The organism is Tenacibaculum maritimum NCIMB 2154 (genome assembly GCF_900119795.1).
GTDB classification, from domain to species: domain Bacteria; phylum Bacteroidota; class Bacteroidia; order Flavobacteriales; family Flavobacteriaceae; genus Polaribacter; species Polaribacter maritimus.
Genome location: NZ_LT634361.1, coordinates 1,551,515 through 1,569,161 on the forward strand (window position 1 = coordinate 1,551,515; position 17,647 = coordinate 1,569,161).

Here is a 17,647-nt window from a genome sequence, read left to right on the forward strand (position 1 = left end):
AACATGAGATTAACACAAATACAAAGCAATATGAATATTTTACTACAACGCAATATTTTATTACTAGGAATATTCTTGCTATCATTTACGATATATGGTCAGCAAGACCCTCAGTACACACAGTATATGTATAATACGATGAGTGTAAACCCTGCGTATTCTGGATCGCGGGGGCATACAACAATTACAGGTTTGGCACGTACACAATGGGTAGGATTTACAGGAGCCCCAGAAACACAAACACTAAGTTACGATACTCCACTAGGTTATAGTGGAGTAGGCTTAGGAGTTAATTTGGTAAATGATAAGATTGGTCCCGTAAATGAAACGTCATTAGATGTGAATACTTCTTACACCTTGCGTACTAGTGATGAAGGGAACTTTGCCTTTGGACTAAAACTAGGAGCTCGTTTGCTTAATATTGATTGGAGCAAAGGGAGGTACCGAGATGCAACGGATAAATTATTGAATGAAAATATCAATAATAAGTTTTTACCTACGGTAGGAGCGGGGTTGTATTATTATACCCCAAAATGGTATGCAGGTATTTCTGTTCCAAATTTTTTACGAACGGATCATTATGACAATGATTTAGAATCTGTAGCAGCAGAGCGTATGCATTATTTTTTAATAGCAGGATATGTTTTTGAATTAAACGATCGTATAAAGTTTAAACCTGCGGTTTTAACAAAAGTAGTATCCGGAGCACCTTTATCTTTAGATGTTTCAGCGAACTTTTTATTCCATGATCGATTCAATGCGGGTATTTCTTGGCGTTGGGATGATTCGATCAGTGGTATTTTAGGATTTCAAGTAACGGAGGGTCTTCATATAGGATATGCTTATGATTTGACAACGAGTAATTTGCAGAATTACAATTCAGGAACTCATGAGATTATGTTACGCTATGAGATCTTTAAGGAGGTAAGTGTACTATCACCAAGATTTTTTTAACTCAAATAAGGAACAATTATGAAACACTATATATTAATATTCGTTGCCTTATTGGTAACCACGTTTAGTTTTGGTCAGCGAAAATATGCTGCGGACCGGTATTTTAAAGAATACTCTTATAAAAAAGCCTCAGAATTATATAAGAAGTTATATGAAGGAGGAGATCGATCACAATTAGTTTTGGAACGTTTAGGAGATTGCCATTACCTTAATTCAGAAACGAATGAAGCATCACATTGGTATGGAGAGTTATTAAGCAAGTATGCGTCCAGTGTATCTCCGGAGTATTTGTTTAAATATGCTCAAAGTTTAAAGAGTAATGGGGAGCAATCTTTATCAGATAGTTGGATGTTAAAGTTTAATGCATTACAAAAGGAAGATAGTCGTGGAGGAGAGCTATTGAGTAATAAAGATTATTTTTCAGCTTATACCAATAAGCCAGAGACTTATTTGAATGTGCATAATTTATCAAGTAATACGAAGTACTCTGACTTTGGAGGTTTTATTCAAGGAAATAAGCTTTATTATGCATCTTCTAAGGCGGTTGGAGGCAATCCGAAGTTGTATAAATGGAATAAACAACCTTATTTGAACCTATATGAATCGTCGATGAAGCTGGATGAATTAATGGGTGATTCGAGTGATATTCTAGAGGTTGAAGAAACGGTTTCAATAAAATCACCAATAGCAACGGGATACCATGAATCAAATGCGATCTTAACCAAAGATGGTCGCACAATGTATTTTACGCGAAATAACTATGATGGAAAGCGTTTGCATAAAGATAAAAAACGAACGTCTCGTTTAAAGATTTATAAATCGGTATTAAAAGAGGGAGTTTGGAGTACTCCGGAGGAACTTCCTTTTAATAATGCGTCTTATTCCGTAGGGCATCCAGCATTAAGTGTAGATGAACAAACGTTGTATTTTGTATCAGACATGCCTGGAGGATTAGGATCTTCAGATATTTATAAAGTATCTATAGAAGCATCAGGAGGATATGGGAAACCAGAAAATTTAGGAAGACCAGTTAATACAGAAGGTAGAGAGATGTTTCCATTTATAGGATCAGACCAAACGTTGTATTTTTCGTCAGATGGGCATTTGGGCTTAGGGTTATTGGATGTATTTGAGAGCAAGAAAGAAAATGGAGTTTATACAAAACCGGAGAATTTAGGAAGTCCAATTAATAGTAATCGGGATGATTTTTCATTTGTATTGAACCAAGGTTTAGATAAAGGATTCTTTTCCTCTAACCGTGATGGAGGAAAGGGAGATGATGATATTTATAGTTTTTTAATTTATGAATGTGTTCAAGGAATTTCTGGAGAGGTAAGAGACTTACGAACAGGAGTAGTTTTAGCAGAAGCAATGGTGAAGCTCATTGATGAATCAGGGTCGATCATAGCGAGTCAGCAAACCGATTCGAATGGAGTATATACTTTTGAACAGGTTTCGTGTAAATCGAATTATGTAGTTGTAGCAGAGCAGTCAGATTATAAATCAGCACAAGAGGCAGTGGCTACTAGTGGTAAACGATCGGGAATACAAGAAGTAGATTTAGGATTAGTTCCATTAATAGTGGAGGATCAAATAGTAATTAAACCTATTTATTTTGATTTTGACAAGTGGGATATTCGAGAGGATGCGGAGTATGAGTTAGAGCATATTGTATCAGTAATGAATAACCACCCGAATATGGTGATAAGGATAGAATCGCATACAGATAGTCGAGGGTCTAAGGGGTATAACCGAAGATTGTCAGATAGGAGAGCTAAATCAACCCGAGATTATTTAATTTCACGAGGTATTGAGGGTTCAAGAATAGCGAGTGCAATAGGATATGGCGAAGATCAATTATTAAATCATTGTGATGACGCACATAGAAATAAGTGTAGTGAAGAAGAACATCAACTAAATCGAAGATCTTATTTTTATATAGTTAAGAAATAGTGATTATAGTTGTTTGTTTGAGAAGCAAGTAAATAAAAAGTGCCTTAGAATTTTAGTGATTCTAAGGCTTTTTTGTTTTATGGAGAGTACTAGGAAGTCTCGTATTGTTGGTGTAATACCAATTAAACTTTAATTTAAGTTAAATTTATTATCTTTAAGGTATGGGAAGACTGACTCAAATCCGTATTAGAGAAGATTTAGACACATTAGAATCGTACAAACAAAAAGTAACCAATTTTAAGAGTTCACAAAAGCTTAAAGTTTTGTTTTTAATTAGCTCAGGAGGTTATAAAACATTAGGTCCAATAGCTAGTATCCTTTCTATCAATTATAGTACTCTTCATAGATGGTTGAAGATATATAGAGAAAAAGGAATAGATTATTACCTAAGTCCAGACAAACGTAATAGATCCTCAAAAATAATTACTCCTGCTATTCACAAGGAGTTACAGAATCTGTTGAACCAAGAAAGAGTTCAATTCAATGGTTATAAAGATGTTCAAAAGTGGTTAGAAGTAAATCACGGTGTTAAGATTGAATATCAATGGCTTTGGAAATACTTAAAAACTAAATTAGGTACTACTCTTAAAGTTCCAAGAAAAAGTAACGTTAAGAAAGATAAAGATGCTTCGGCTGAATTTTTTAAAACTTCCTGATAGGTTTAATTCGATTAGAGATAGTCTAAATAAGAATAATAGATTTGATAGCGTCAATTTATATTTTCAAGATGAATCTCGATTTGGTCTGAAGACCTTTGTAGGTAAATGTCTATCGTTAGTAGGATTAAAACCAGTAGTGTCTTACCAACATAAATTTTCTAATACTTACCTGTGGGGTAGCTATTCTCCTATAAATGGAGATAGTTTTGTGTGGGAAATTAATGGAGTAGATTCAAAAATATTTGAAGCCTATTTAGCGGCTTTTTCTCTACATAATCCTAACGAATATAAAATTGTAGTTATAGATAATGCCGCTTTTCATTCCTCAAAAAATATTAATGTGCCTGATAATATTTTTCTCTTGAGAATACCTCCGTACACACCAGAACTTAATCCCTGTGAACAAATATGGCAATATATCAAGTATCGTTTTAGAAATAAGTATTTTCAAAATATGACAGAATTAAAACAATGGTTATATCAAATTGTAAATCAAATGGACAATGAACTTATAAAATCAATTGTAGCTGATTATAGATACAAAGAAATATTTATAACGCATTTTAAAGTTTAAATCGTATAATTCATAGTTAATATAAAAAAATAATAAAATAACCTTAAAAGGAAATGTTGTTGATTTCGAATGATCAAGCTAGTAAAATGTATGATAAGGCACTAGGAATGAGTAATAAGTCTCTTCCTAATACTGGCAGCTTTCAATAAAAATAGTTTGACTCAAATCAAGTAGTTTGTAGTATCAACATCACAGAAATCATTGGTCAGTAGGTTTGGAAACGTTAAAAACTATTGTAAACAACTTTAGAAAGCGCCAACGATTAGTAGCATAGTCTTCTATGATAAAATAAAATTTAAAGTATTATTTTTTATTTGCATGATTTATAATCAGCAGTTATTTTTTGCGGAAATCGATAGATATTATAGTGATAAATAGACCTTTTAAATAAAGAGAATAGTTAGGAATCAATTGTTAGAATATCCTGAGCTAGACAGATATCTAAGAAAAATGAGAGTATTCAAATAGCTCCATAAAATATATCTAACGAATAAATACGAATTATAATGAGTATTGTTAAATAAAATGCTAGTAATTTCGCTTAAAAAAGTATTATGGAATTTTTTGAATTTAAACATACCGTTATCTCAAGCGAAATAGATTATTTAAACCATGTAAACAATGTTGTATATTTAGAATGGGTGCAAAGGGCTGCTGATAAACATTGGAGTTTTCTAACTCGTAATGAAAAAGATTTTCCTTATATGTGGTTTATTATCCGTCATGAAATTGACTATTTACAGCAAGCTGTATTAGGAGATGTAGTAACTATAAGAACTTGGGTAGGAAAAACAGCAGGAGTAAAATCGGTAAGACATGTGCATATATTAAAAGAAGAAAAGGTACTAGCAAAAGCAGAAACAACATTTTGTCTGTTAGATAAAAAAGGAAGACGACCGGCCAGAATAACAGAAAGTGTTTTAAATCTATTAAATCCAGTAAAATAAAATTACCTTTGCCTGAATTATAGAAAAGATTATGTCAACATTTTTAGAATTAGGAGTCCATAAAAGTTTTGTAAAAGGATTAAAAGAGTTAGGGATAAAGCACCCAACTCCAATTCAAAAAGAAACAATTCCTTTATTATTAAATGCTTCTACTGATTTTATTGGATTAGCACAAACAGGAACAGGAAAGACGGCTGCTTACGGTTTACCTGTTTTAAATAAGATTAATACTTCTAATTCCAATATACAAGCTTTAATTTTATCGCCAACAAGAGAATTGGTTCAACAAATAAAGAAACAGTTATTTAAATTTACCAAGTATGTTGATAGTCAGATTTTTGTAGAGGGAGTTTATGGAGGAGAAAAGATAGAAAAGCAAGTTAAAAACTTAGAACGAGTAACCCATATTGTTGTTGCAACGCCTGGGAGGTTAATCGATTTAATAGAAAGAGGTGCTATTAACTTGAGAGAGATAAAAACATTGATACTTGATGAAGCAGATGAAATGTTAAGTATGGGGTTTAAGCAAGACCTCAATAGAATACTAAGATATACAAATGGAGCTCGTAATACATGGCTATTCTCAGCAACTATGCCTGAGGAAATCCAAAGAATCATAAAAACTTATATGTCTCCAAATGCTAAAAGGATAGAAGTAAATAAAAATGCATTAGTAAATGCTAATATTACACATAGGTTTGTAAAAACAACAATAAAAGAAAAGGTAGATGTTTTGATTCGTTTTTTAGAAGGCAGAGGAAGCGAACGAGGTTTGATTTTTTGTAGAACGAAAGCAGGAACTCAAAATTTAACAAAATTATTAAAAGAAGAAGGGTTTTCTGTAGATGCTCTAGAAGGAGATATGCAGCAAAGAGAAAGAGAAAAAGTAATGCGTATGTTTAAAAATGAGAGCTTACAATTATTAGTTTCTACGGATGTGTCTGCTAGAGGGATTGATGTTCATAATTTAGCCTTTGTATTACATCATCAATTGCCAGAAAATATAGAGTATTATACACATAGAAGTGGTAGAACTGCAAGAGGTGGAAAGAGAGGTATTTCTTTGGCATTGATTCTTCCTAATGAATTAGAGCGTATTTATGAGATGCAAAAAGCCTTAGATATTGAGTTTACTGAAGTGAACATCTAAAAATGAGTGTAATTTATGCATTAGACATTTTAGGTACTTTTGCTTTTGCAATTTCGGGTGCATTAGTAGCTATAAAGAAGCAGTTTGATATATTTGGAGTAATTATCATTGCATTTGTAACCGCAGTTGGTGGAGGAATGTTGAGAGATGTTCTAATTGATTCACATCCGATAAATTGGATTAGTGATATGAACTATATTTGGACAATACTCATAGCTGTATTTATAACTTTCCTGTTTAAGAGTAAAATTGCTCCCTTACGAAAAACGTTCTTTTTATTTGATACCGTAGGAATTGGTGTTTTTACTCTATTAGGATTGGAGAAATGTCTTGATTTTGGATTGCACCCTTTTATTGCTTTAATCATGGGAGTTATTTCAGCAGTTTTTGGAGGGGTGATTCGAGATGTTTTAACTAGAAAAGTTCCATTAATATTTAAAAAAGAAATTTATGCTTCTGCTTGTTTTATTGGTGGAATAGTGTATTTGATACTAGAGTTTTTAAGTACGAACGCTACCATTCAATTTGTAATTTCTGCTTTAACTATCATTTTAATTAGGGTACTTGTAGTTCGTTATGAGCTAGAGCTTCCAAGGATAAGAAAAGATGTTTTTGGAAAAAAAATGGAATAGATTCTATAAAAGAACATTTAGATGTGTTTCGGGTCTTTTTCAAATAAAATAGCAAGGATAAAAAGGCATTTCATTTTAATATTTTCAAGTTATAACTAGTGTCAAACTATTTGTTTATGGTGTAAATTTTGTGATTAAGAATCAAATTCATAAAATTGCATAAATTTGTTAAGTTATGATTATTAGTAAATTAAGGAAGGAGTTGTTTATATTAGTTTTTACTGTGTCAGTGAGCTTTTCGCAAGAAAAAACATTACCAGAAGGTTGGGATGAAATTCTTTTAGAAGGGAAGACAGCATATATGAATTTGGTTACGGGAGATGTTAGCTATAATTATCCAGAGAAACCATTTAAAAAAGAAAGAGCGAAAGAAGAATTTGATCCTACCATAACGCATCGCGTAAAAAAAGGAGAAACATTGTATGCTATTGCTCGAAAATATGGCATTCGTATTCAAGATATTTATAATTTAAATGCGTATTTTGATTACGACGATATAAAACCAGAACAAGATATTGTTATTGGTTATAAAAAAGAGCGTGAACAAGAAAAAGAAGTTTCTTTAGAACATAAATTAAGAGAAGGAAAGCACCACGTTGTTAAAAAAGGAGAAACATTGTACCGGATTTCTAGGATATATGGAATTTCTGTAAAAGAATTAAAGGAGCGGAATGGAATAGAGTTAAATAGAATTTTAGTAGGAGAGGTATTAGAAATAGAATAGTGATCTTACCTATTTCTATAGGTTAAAAAAGGTTGTATATTGGCTTTTTTATGTTGTTAATCTATTTTTTTTTGAATTAATTATTAGAAATCTCATTTTGCGTGGATATTAACTAATAACTTAATTTAAAACTTATGAATTCCCTTCAACAAGTAAGGAAGAATATATTATATGTATTCTTCTTTTTAATTACAACTACATTTTCGCAAGTAAATACAGGTGGAAAAGCTACTACAGCACATCATCAAAAGCAAATTATAGGCTATCTTAGTAATTGGGATGCTTGGAAAACAAATAATGCAGGTGTTCCTGGACAAGGAGCTTTAACACACCTTAATATTGATTATACTAAATATACGATTTTAAATTATTCTTTTTTTGGAGTTGCTAATGATGGATCATTGCATAGTGGCGATTTAAGAAACAAGAAAATACATGAAAAAGGAGAAGTACAATTACCAGCAGATATTTTTTATACAGATATTTATAGTAGCTGGGATTTGCATATTCTTTTTGGAGAGCTAGATCCTGTACAATATATAAATCAAAATGCGAAGGAAAGAGCTGAAAAACAAGGTTTCGAGGTGGCGTTGAATGGAACTACGTGGAGGCATCCTATTTGGGGACTTAGTGGAACGTTACCTGTACCTTTACATAAAGAAGGAGGTGCTTTGGGGGTATTAGAATTAGCGCATCAACAAGGAGTAAAAGTTATGGCTTCTATTGGAGGATGGAGTATGAGTAAACATTTTCCTGAAATGGCGGCTGATCCTGTAAAAAAAGCAAGGTTTATAGCAGATTGTAAAAGGTTAATCGCTATAGGTTTTGATGGTATCGATTTGGATTGGGAGTATCCTGGTTATTCAGGAATGAATTTTACAGGAACAAAGGCAGATTTCTATAATTTTGAACTATTAGTAAAGGATTTGAGAGCTGCTATTGGTACTGAAAAATTAATAACTACGGCAATGTCTTCTGATCCGAATAAGTTAGCTAGTTTTAATTGGGATACTTTAACGAATACGATAGATTATTTTAATATGATGTCTTATGATTTCAATGGAGGTTGGTCAGATAAAGCAGGACATAACGCACCAGTTTATCCTTATACCAATGCAGAAGTAAGACACTTTAATTGGAAGTCAACATTGAAAAAAATGTTAGCATTAGGGGTACCGAAAAATAAAATATGTATGAGAGCTCCGTTTTACGGGAGAGGTGTAATTACTGCAAACAAAGCAGCTTTGAATGGAAACACGGTTAAGCGTTTAGAAATGGTACAGCCAGATGGTTTAGTAGCAACATCCGCAGATTTTACTAATTGGAAAAAAGATATCTATGATGGAACTCCTATGTATCACTATATCAAGCAAACAGCTTTAAAAGAAGATAGTGGTTGGGAAAGAAAATGGGATAGCGAAGCAAAGGTGCCATATTTGGTGAAAAATAATTTCTTTCTTAGTTATGATGATGAGGAATCGATAGCTATAAAGGCAGCATTTATAAAAGATCATGATTTAGGGGGAGCAATTATTTGGACTGTTTTTGGTGATTTGGAGTTTCAAGGTGCTTATACTTCTTATGGAACTAAGTTAAAGAGGTGGAATGAAGTGAAATCCCCTTTGGTAAATACAATCAACGAAGTTTTTGCAAGTAAAACGGATTCGTCTAATGATAATATAGTTCCTATAGTAAGTATAATAGCTCCTCTAAATGATACAATGGTTGAAGAAGGAACTTCTTTAAATATAAGAGCAACGGCATCAGATATAGATGGAAATATTGTTAAAGTAGCTTTTATAAAGAAGGTGTTTTTTTAGGAGAAGATATGAGTTTTCCTTATGAATATAACATAACAACTTTAGAAGTAGGGAAACATACTTTTACTGTGAAGTCTTTTGATAATGAAGGAGCTTCAACAAAATCTTTAGAAATTACAATTTTAGTAGAGGAAAAAACACAACTCCCTAAGATTAAAATAACAAATCCTCAACATGACACTTTTTTAAAATTAGGAGAAACAATAGAATTGTGGGCAATTGCGGAGAATTTTAAAGAGGGTATTGATGAAGTTTTTTTTGAAGTAAATGGTATTAAAATTACGGGAAAGAAAGAAGGTCAAGTTTATAAAGGAGTATATACCCCTTTAGAAGAAGCAAAATATGAGGTAAGAGCAATAGCAATTGATCGTAATGGTGTTAAGAGTGAAGATCAAATTTCATTTTATACAATGCCTACAACGGTGAGCTTTTGTGATAATTATGAGGTATGGTCTTCAGAAAAAATATATGTGAAGGGAGATAATGTTCAAAAAAATGGAACTCATTATAGTGCTAAATGGTGGACAAAAAATGAGAACCCAGAAACTAACTCAGAAAATGGAGTTTGGGAAAGAATAGCAGATTGTAGTGGAGAAATTGATAATACTGCACCTGTTATTGATATGAGTGTTTTGAATGATAAAACAATGATAAAAGAAGGAGATCCTTTGGAATTATTCATAAATGCTACGGATATTGATGGGGAAATAAGCTTTGTAAAGCTTTATAAAGGAACAGAAGAATTAAAAATAATTGATAAAGCTCCTTATACACATATAATTTATGATTTAGCAGTTGGAACCTATGAGTTTTGGGCAATAGCAACTGATAATCAGGGTGCTGTAACAGCTTCTAATAAAGTGATGGTAACGATTACTAATGTTGTGTCAGATGAATGTAATGGTTTGCCTACTTATGTAAAAGGAAGTTCTTATACAGAAGGTGAAAAAGTTCAAAATAAAGGAAGTCGGTTTAGTTGTAGTGTACCAGGGTGGTGCTCCTCAGAGGCAGCATGGGCGTATGCTCCTGGAGAAGGAACTTATTGGGAAGATGCATGGATAAAAATAGGTGGTTGTACGGTAAATATAGAAGAAGATACAGTTGGTACCTCATCTATAAAAATAGAATCGCCTATTAATTATTCGACATACAATAAAGGAGAAAATTTAATTATAACTACAGCATTAGTAAAGAAGGAAAATATTTTAAAGGTAGTATTTTACAATGGAGCAACTTTATTAGGAGAAACAACTACAAGTCCGTATTCTTATACAATTACAAATGCAAATTTAGATAGTTATGACCTTACAGCCGTGGCTATAAATGAGGAAAATGATCGTATTGTATCAGAAAGGGTGCTGGTTAATGCGGTTACAAGTAATGAAGAGCATACTAGTACAGCAATTTCAGAAAAGATATTGGTAGGGTATTGGCATAATTTTAATAATGGGGCTGCAATTCCGAAGTTAAGAGAGGTTGCTACTGATTGGGATGTAATTTGTGTAGCTTTTGCTGAGCCTGTAGTAGGAAGTACTTCTAAGATGACATTTGCACCGTATGAGATATATGGAGGGAATAAACAAGAATTTATAGATGATATTACTTTTTACAAGAAAGAGGGCAAAAAGTATTGATATCAATAGGAGGGGCAAATGCAATGGTGCATTTGGAGACGGAAGAAGACAAAGAAGCTTTTGTTTCTTCTATGACAGATATTATAAGAACTTACGGATTTGATGGGTTGGATATTGATTTGGAAGGAAGTTCTCTTTCGCTAGATCAAGGAGATATGGATTTTGAAAAACCTGTAACTCCTGCAATTGTAAATTTAATAGCAGCAACAAAAGAAATACGTGCCTTTACAGGAGGAGCTAATTTTATTTTAAGTATGGCACCTGAAACAGCTTACGTACAAGGAGGTTATGGTTCTTATAAAGGTATTTTTGGTGCATATTTGCCTATTATAAATGGACTTAGAGATGAATTGACGTATATTCATGTACAACATTATAACACAGGGTCTATGTTTGGTAAAGATGGAAAAATATACCAACCAGGAATGGCAGATTTTCATGTAGCAATGGCAGAAATGCTAATTACAGGTTTTCCAATAGCTCAAACAGGATTGTTTTTTCCTGGTTTGAGAGAAGAACAAGTACTTATAGGCTTGCCCTCAACAGTTCAAGCAGCTGGTAGTGGATATACTTCTGAATTCATTGTACAACAGGCAATGGATTATTTGGTAAAAGGAACTGAATATGCAAATAGTACCTACAAAACAAGTAAAATATATCCTAAATTTAGAGGGATAATGACTTGGTCTATTAATTGGGATTTAACTAATAACTCGTCTTTTTCTAAAAGTCACCGTAGTTATTTAAACGGGGTATTAAATGAAAAAGCTTTATTGAAAGAAAGTTTAAAAAATGATTTTACGAAATGGGATAAAGTAACTAGAGTTTTCCCAAATCCAACCAATGCCTTGCTTCATTTGGAAGGTTGCGAAAAAGGAGGTAAAGTAGAAATATTTGATGCTAAAGGTATTTTAACGTGAGTTCGACGTAAGAAATCTATTTTTACTATAGTAAAAAAGCAGAAAATTTAGTATATTAAAGTGTTGAATTCCAATAAACTAAAATTATTCTGCTTATGATTTCTGACACTAAAATAATTGAAATATTTTGTAATCTTGACGATTTTATGAAAGAATTTGAAACAGTTTTAATAAAAAACAGTATTTCAGAGAGTTCTAAAGTTAAAAAGCGCAAGAGAAAATCCAAAATGAGCAAAAGTGAAGTAATGACCATTATGGTTATTTTTCATCTAAAATCCTATCGAAATTTAAAACACTTTTATTTGTATTACGTGTGCAAATACATGGATGATTTCTTTCCTGATCTTGTCTCCTATAATCGATTTGTAGAACTACAAAAGAAAGTTATTCCACCTTTAGCAGTGTATTTAAAACTACACGGATTAGGTAAGTGTTCTGGTATCTCTTTTATTGATTCCACAGCACTAAAAGTGAGTCATTATAAAAGAGAAAAACAACACAAGGTATTTAAAGGAATCGCAGAAAAAAGTTACGGGACATTGGGTTGGTTCTACGGTTTTAAACTTCATTTAGTCTGTAATGATAAAGGACAAATAGTTGATTTTATGATTACTAAAGCAAATGTAGATGACAGATATCCTTTAAAGAACAAGTGCTTTCACGATAAGATATTTGGAAAAATATATGGTGATAAAGGTTATTTAGGCAAAGATCTATTTGATAAATTATTTGTGGATGGTATCCATTTGGTTACCAAATTAAGAAAGAACATGAACAAGAAAGCTCTTGATTTTATGGATAAAGTTTACTTAAGAAAAAGAGCAATTATAGAATCTGTAAATGACGTATTAAAAAATACCTGCCAGATGGAACATTCTAGACATCGCTCGTTTGATAACTTCTTAGGAAACCTAATTGCTGGATTGACTGCTTACTCTTTTCTTGAATCAAAACCGAGCATTAAAATACAAAGGTTCTTACCTAATCTTGGAATAAGTTAAGTCGAACTCACGTTAATTATTAATTATATATGTAAGTTTTTGAGTAAGTATATTATTAAAGCCCCTAAAGAATGATTTGATATTCCTTTAGGGGCTTTTATTTTTATGATTTTAATTTTTCTAATATAGTTTTTATTAAGTTAAGGATTGCATATCAACAAGTTTCTTGTATACATTATTATTCGCAATCAGATTTTCATGAGTTCCTTGCTCTACTATTTTACCTTTTTGCATTACTACGATAATGTCTGCTTTTTGAATGGTAGATAATCGATGTGCAATAATAATAGAGGTTCTATTTTTCATCATTTTTTCCAAGGCATTTTGCACCAATTTTTCAGACTCTGTATCTAGTGCAGAAGTTGCTTCATCTAAAATCATAATAGGAGGGTTTTTAAGGATAGCACGAGCAATACTTAAACGTTGCTTTTGACCTCCAGATAGTTTATTACCGCTATCTCCTATATTTGTATCATATCCATTGGGCAATTCAGAAATAAACTCATGAGCATTTGCAATTTTTGCAGCTTCTATAATTTCAGCATCTGTTTTGTTAGGAACACCTAAGGCAATATTGTTTTTGATACTATCATTAAATAAAATAGAATCTTGGGTAACCAATCCTTCTAGTTGTCTTAAAGATGATTTTTGGAGAGCTTTAAGATCAACCCCATCAATTGTAATAGCTCCTTTATTTACATCATAAAATCGAGTTAATAAATTTGCAATAGTTGATTTACCACTACCAGATTGCCCTACTAAGGCAACCATTTTACCTTTAGGAATCGTTAATGAAAAATCTTTTAAAACGTATTCTTGTTCGTATTTAAAAGAAATGTTTTCAAAAGAAATATTATTTGTAAAAGCATCCTTCTGAATAGCATTAGGAATATCTTCTAAAACATTTTCCGTTTCTAGGATTTCAAGCACTCTTTCTGCCGCGGCATTTCCTTTTTTGACACTATAACTAGCTTTTGAAATAGCTTTTGCTGGAGTTAAAAAATTATATGCTAAGCCCATGTAAGCAAGAAAATCTTCCCCATCTAGAGACTGATCAACAAGAACAAGTTTTCCTCCATACCAAAGCAATACAGAAATAACTCCTATTCCTAAAAATTCACTAGTTGGACTAGCTAGGTTGGTTCTATTTAAAAGAGTATTTGAAAAATGATAAAATCGAGAGGTAGATTGCTGAAATTTTTTGTTAAAAGTTTGTTCAGCATTAAATGCTTTAATAATTTTTAATCCACTTAGAGTTTCTTCTAAAAGAGATAAAAAGTGCCCTTGTTCTTGTTGAACGTCATCTGATTTTTGTTTGAGACTTTTTCCTATCTTAGAAATAAAGAAACCAGCAATTGGGATAAAAATAAATACAAAAACGGTTAATTTAAGGCTAATCATGACCATGGCAATTAGTGTAAAAACCAAGGTAAGAGGTTCTCTTACTAACATTTCTAGGATAGACAAGAAAGAAACTTGTATTTCTAAAACATCGGTTCCTATGCGTGCCATGGTATCTCCTTTACGTTTTTCTGAAAAGAAAGAAATAGGTAAATTTATAATTTTATTATATAGATCATTTCGTATATCCTTTAAAACACCATTTCTGAGATAGGTGATAAAGAACATTGCCAAATAGTTAAAAATATTCTTCAAGAAAAATGTTGTAATCACCAAGGTAACCACTGCAATCAAGGCTTTAGATTTATCTTCTCCAGCAAATTGATGGATAGCATAATTCATATAGTTTTTAAAAAAATCTATAGATTTCGTAATCCCTGTAAAAATAGGAGCTTCTGTAATTGGTTTCTTATCAGGTTTAAAGATAACTTCTAAAAGAGGCATCAAAACAATGAAAGATAGCGTTGAAAATATTGCATATAAAATGTTAAATACGATGTTTAAAAAACCATATTTTTTATAGGGTAGTGCGTATCTTAATATTCTTTTAAAATAATTCATTTATAATTTTAATTCTTTAATAACTCGTTGAATTTTAGCGTCTAATTCTTGCTCTACTTCAAGAGCATTATCCATAGAATCCAATGGTGATTTTACACTAAAATAGAACTTTATCTTAGGTTCTGTTCCACTTGGTCTCACTGCTATTTTAGCTCCGTCTTCTGTATGATAAATTAATACATTAGATTTAGGAACGTCCATTATTATTTCCTCTCCTGTTAGTAAGTTTTTTTGAATAGACGATTGGTAATCACATAAAAACTTTACTTTAGAACCATCTATTTCCGTGAATGGGGTATTGCGTAAATTAATCATTATTTGTTTAATTTGCTCGGCTCCGTCCATTCCTTTTTTAACAATGGCAATTAAGTGTTCTTTATAAAATGAATGGTTTGTATATAAGTTTAGTAATTCTTTATAAAAAGAGCTATTGTTGGCTTTTGCATTCGCAGCTATTTCGCAAGCTAGCAATGTAGAAGTAACAGCATCTTTATCACGTACAAAACTACCAACCATATATCCAAAACTCTCCTCGCCACCGCCAATGAATTCTTGTTGAGGATGGTCTTTAATCATTTTAGCAATCCATTTGAAGCCTGTAAGTCCAACTTTTGTTTCTACCTCGTAACTTTTTGCTATTTCATTAACTAAGTTAGTAGAAACTATAGTTGATCCAATGAATTGTTTTCCATTTAATTTCCCCTTTTTTTTCCATTCATTGATTAGGAAGTTGGTCATCATACTCATTGTTTGGTTTCCGTTCATTAGCTTCATGTTGCCATTTAAATCTCTAACAGCAATTCCTACTCTATCAGAATCAGGATCTGTACCGATAACAATATCTGCATCTATCTCATTAGCTAAGTCAATAGCCATTTGTAAGGCTTCTGGTTCTTCGGGATTGGGTGATTTTACAGAAGGGAAATCACCGTTAGGTATTTCTTGCTCTTTAACGACGTGTACTTGAGAATATCCTGCTCTTTTTAAAACTTCAGGGATTAGAGTTATAGAGGTGCCATGTAAAGAAGTAAACACTATCTTTAGATTTTCACGCTCTTTTACTCCAAAAGTACCATTTGCGAGAGAAGCTTCCCAAAAAGCTTCATCCATTTCGACTCCTACATAAGAAATTAAGGAGTCATTACCATTGAAATTAATATCAGCATATTCCAAAGAGTTTACTTCATCGATAATGCCTTTATCTTGAGGGGGAACTATTTGCCCTCCATCATTCCAATATACTTTATATCCGTTATATTCAGGTGGGTTATGTGAAGCTGTTAATACAATTCCAGCATCGCAATTCAAATAACTCACCGCAAAAGATAACTCAGGAGTAGGGCGTAAGTCTTTAAATAAAAATACTTTTATATGATTAGCTGAGAGCACATCGGCAACGAGTTTAGCATATTTCTTACTGTTATGACGGCAATCATAGGCAATGGCTACCTTTAGCTCTTTATTAGGAAAAGATTGTTGTAAGTAATTGCTAAGCCCTTGTGTAGCTTTTCCTAAGGTGTATTTATTAATACGATTGGTGCCTGCTCCCATAATGCCTCGCATTCCTCCAGTTCCAAATTCTAAATTTTTATAAAACCGATCTGCTAATTCGTCGGATTTGGTAGCTATTAGTTGTGTAATTTCATTTTTTGTTTCAGCATCAAAGGTATCTGAAAGCCATTGTTTCGCGTTGTTTATTATCTTCTCCATGAATAGGGTTAAAAGAGTGAATAAAGATAGTTTTTAGAAATTTAGTTTTTCTTTTATAGCATAGTGCTTTTGATTTTCATTAGATTTTAGAAGTAATTCGCCAATGAATCCAGCTAGGAAAAGTTGCGTACCAATAATCATACAAGCTAATGCTATGTAAAACCAAGGATTGTCTGTTACTAATATGGTTTTCATGCCTTTTGCTAATTTATATAGTTTCATAAAACCTATATAGAAAGCAGATAAAAAACCAAAAGAAAACATGAGACTCCCTAAAAGTCCAAAAAAATGCATTGGACGTTTTCCGAATTTAGATAAAAAAGAAATTGTTATTAAGTCTAAAAACCCATTGATAAAACGACTCATTCCAAACTTAGTAACACCGTATTTACGAGCTTGGTGTTGCACTACTTTTTCTCCAATGTTGTTAAAGCCTTCATTTTTAGCAAGTACAGGAATATATCTATGCATTTCCCCACTTACTTTGACGCTTTTAATAACTACATTTTTGTATGCTTTTAGTCCGCAATTGAAATCATGTAATTTTAAGCCAGATGTTTTACGAGCTGCCCAGTTGAATAGTTTAGAGGGAATGTTTTTAGTGACAACATTATCATAACGCTTCTTTTTCCAACCAGAAATCAAATCGAAGTTCTCTTCAGTAATTAGTTGGTATAGTTCAGGAATTTCATCAGGGCTATCTTGTAAGTCAGCATCCATTGTAATTACTACCTTTCCCATAGCCATTTCAAAACCAGCATCTAAGGCCTGTGATTTGCCATAATTTTTTTGAAACTTAATCCCTTTTACAGTGTTGCTTTCTTGTGACAGTCTTTCAATAATTTTCCAAGAAGTATCTGTACTTCCATCATCAATAAAAATTACTTCATATAAATAGGAATTGGATTGCATAACTTTTGCAATCCAATTATATAATTCTTTTAGTGACTCTTCTTCATTAAGAAGTGGTATTACTACCGATATATCCATATTTAATGCTTAATATA

General features: G+C 32.1%; 15 protein-coding genes. 12 read left to right on the forward strand and 3 right to left on the reverse strand.

The annotated features are described in order from the left end of the window. Window positions 1-3 precede the first annotated feature (3 nt). From MARIT_RS06985 to MARIT_RS07040, 12 genes are all read left to right on the forward strand, one after another. Window positions 4-954 carry a PorP/SprF family type IX secretion system membrane protein gene (locus MARIT_RS06985; protein WP_231975175.1) on the forward strand — a complete coding sequence of 317 codons (951 nt, stop codon included), beginning with the start codon at window positions 4-6 and terminating at the stop codon, window positions 952-954. 18 nt (window positions 955-972) lie between these two features. Continuing rightward, a complete protein-coding gene (locus MARIT_RS06990) occupies window positions 973-2,907 on the forward strand; it encodes an OmpA family protein (protein WP_100211137.1) in 1,935 nt (644 codons plus the stop codon). A gap of 161 nt (window positions 2,908-3,068) precedes the next feature. Next, window positions 3,069-3,563 carry a helix-turn-helix domain-containing protein gene (locus tag MARIT_RS06995; RefSeq protein ID WP_024742594.1) on the forward strand — a complete coding sequence of 165 codons (495 nt, stop codon included), beginning with the start codon at window positions 3,069-3,071 and terminating at the stop codon, window positions 3,561-3,563. Further along, window positions 3,532-4,140 carry an IS630 family transposase gene (locus MARIT_RS07000; protein ID WP_100211083.1) on the forward strand — a complete coding sequence of 203 codons (609 nt, stop codon included), beginning with the start codon at window positions 3,532-3,534 and terminating at the stop codon, window positions 4,138-4,140. Before MARIT_RS06995 ends, MARIT_RS07000 begins: the two co-directional genes overlap by 32 nt. Window positions 4,141-4,694: 554 nt before the next feature. Next, window positions 4,695-5,087, forward strand: a complete 393-nt coding sequence (locus MARIT_RS07005; protein WP_100211138.1) for an acyl-CoA thioesterase — start codon at window positions 4,695-4,697, stop codon at window positions 5,085-5,087. 31 nt (window positions 5,088-5,118) lie between these two features. Continuing rightward, window positions 5,119-6,237: a DEAD/DEAH box helicase gene (locus MARIT_RS07010; RefSeq protein WP_024742500.1), complete on the forward strand. Its 1,119-nt coding sequence runs from the start codon at window positions 5,119-5,121 to the stop codon at window positions 6,235-6,237. Between the two features lie 2 nt (window positions 6,238-6,239). Then, window positions 6,240-6,869, forward strand: coding sequence for a trimeric intracellular cation channel family protein (locus tag MARIT_RS07015; RefSeq protein ID WP_100211139.1), 630 nt, complete (start codon window positions 6,240-6,242; stop codon window positions 6,867-6,869). Window positions 6,870-7,044: 175 nt separating this feature from the next. Beyond that, the gene (locus MARIT_RS07020) at window positions 7,045-7,593 is read left to right on the forward strand and encodes a LysM peptidoglycan-binding domain-containing protein (RefSeq protein ID WP_024742498.1); all 549 of its coding nucleotides are present in this window, start codon (window positions 7,045-7,047) and stop codon (window positions 7,591-7,593) included. Window positions 7,594-7,727: 134 nt separating this feature from the next. Continuing rightward, window positions 7,728-9,413 (forward strand): glycosyl hydrolase family 18 protein, encoded by a 1,686-nt coding sequence (locus MARIT_RS07025; protein ID WP_100211140.1) that lies wholly within the window; start codon window positions 7,728-7,730, stop codon window positions 9,411-9,413. An 8-nt stretch (window positions 9,414-9,421) separates the two neighbouring features. Further along, window positions 9,422-11,047, forward strand: a complete 1,626-nt coding sequence (locus MARIT_RS07030) for an Ig-like domain-containing protein (protein ID WP_100211141.1) — start codon at window positions 9,422-9,424, stop codon at window positions 11,045-11,047. Next, the gene (locus MARIT_RS07035) at window positions 11,044-11,967 is read left to right on the forward strand and encodes a chitinase (protein ID WP_100211142.1); all 924 of its coding nucleotides are present in this window, start codon (window positions 11,044-11,046) and stop codon (window positions 11,965-11,967) included. The genes MARIT_RS07030 and MARIT_RS07035 overlap by 4 nt, the downstream gene beginning before the upstream one ends. A 95-nt stretch (window positions 11,968-12,062) precedes the next feature. Continuing rightward, entirely contained in the window at window positions 12,063-12,968 is a 906-nt protein-coding gene (locus tag MARIT_RS07040) for an IS982 family transposase (protein WP_038026585.1), read from the forward strand. Window positions 12,969-13,103: 135 nt separating this feature from the next. Here the strand turns inward: MARIT_RS07040 and MARIT_RS07045 are convergent, their stop codons facing one another. The 3 genes from MARIT_RS07045 to MARIT_RS07055 are packed head-to-tail and all read right to left on the reverse strand — an operon-like array spanning window position 13,104 to window position 17,630. Then, window positions 13,104-14,930 carry an ABC transporter ATP-binding protein gene (locus MARIT_RS07045; RefSeq protein WP_024740860.1) on the reverse strand — a complete coding sequence of 609 codons (1,827 nt, stop codon included), beginning with the start codon at window positions 14,928-14,930 and terminating at the stop codon, window positions 13,104-13,106. Next, on the reverse strand, window positions 14,931-16,640 hold the full coding sequence (locus tag MARIT_RS07050; RefSeq protein WP_100211143.1) for a phospho-sugar mutase: 1,710 nt from the start codon (window positions 16,638-16,640) through the stop codon (window positions 14,931-14,933). Window positions 16,641-16,673: 33 nt separating this feature from the next. After that, a complete protein-coding gene (locus MARIT_RS07055; RefSeq protein ID WP_024740858.1) occupies window positions 16,674-17,630 on the reverse strand; it encodes a glycosyltransferase family 2 protein in 957 nt (318 codons plus the stop codon). Between the last annotated feature and the right edge of the window lie 17 nt (window positions 17,631-17,647).

What these genes read in the sequence shown, in the direction of transcription:
- MARIT_RS06985 (WP_231975175.1), top strand. Translation starts at nt 4, where the DNA reads ATGAGATTAACACAAATACAAAGCAATATGAATATTTTACTACAACGC.
- MARIT_RS06990 (WP_100211137.1), top strand. Translation starts at nt 973, where the DNA reads ATGAAACACTATATATTAATATTCGTTGCCTTATTGGTAACCACGTTT.
- MARIT_RS06995 (WP_024742594.1), top strand. Translation starts at nt 3,069, where the DNA reads ATGGGAAGACTGACTCAAATCCGTATTAGAGAAGATTTAGACACATTA.
- MARIT_RS07000 (WP_100211083.1), top strand. Translation starts at nt 3,532, where the DNA reads ATGCTTCGGCTGAATTTTTTAAAACTTCCTGATAGGTTTAATTCGATT.
- MARIT_RS07005 (WP_100211138.1), top strand. Translation starts at nt 4,695, where the DNA reads ATGGAATTTTTTGAATTTAAACATACCGTTATCTCAAGCGAAATAGAT.
- MARIT_RS07010 (WP_024742500.1), top strand. Translation starts at nt 5,119, where the DNA reads ATGTCAACATTTTTAGAATTAGGAGTCCATAAAAGTTTTGTAAAAGGA.
- MARIT_RS07015 (WP_100211139.1), top strand. Translation starts at nt 6,240, where the DNA reads ATGAGTGTAATTTATGCATTAGACATTTTAGGTACTTTTGCTTTTGCA.
- MARIT_RS07020 (WP_024742498.1), top strand. Translation starts at nt 7,045, where the DNA reads ATGATTATTAGTAAATTAAGGAAGGAGTTGTTTATATTAGTTTTTACT.
- MARIT_RS07025 (WP_100211140.1), top strand. Translation starts at nt 7,728, where the DNA reads ATGAATTCCCTTCAACAAGTAAGGAAGAATATATTATATGTATTCTTC.
- MARIT_RS07030 (WP_100211141.1), top strand. Translation starts at nt 9,422, where the DNA reads ATGAGTTTTCCTTATGAATATAACATAACAACTTTAGAAGTAGGGAAA.
- MARIT_RS07040 (WP_038026585.1), top strand. Translation starts at nt 12,063, where the DNA reads ATGATTTCTGACACTAAAATAATTGAAATATTTTGTAATCTTGACGAT.
- MARIT_RS07045 (WP_024740860.1), bottom strand. Translation starts at nt 14,930, where the DNA reads ATGAATTATTTTAAAAGAATATTAAGATACGCACTACCCTATAAAAAA.
- MARIT_RS07050 (WP_100211143.1), bottom strand. Translation starts at nt 16,640, where the DNA reads ATGGAGAAGATAATAAACAACGCGAAACAATGGCTTTCAGATACCTTT.
- MARIT_RS07055 (WP_024740858.1), bottom strand. Translation starts at nt 17,630, where the DNA reads ATGGATATATCGGTAGTAATACCACTTCTTAATGAAGAAGAGTCACTA.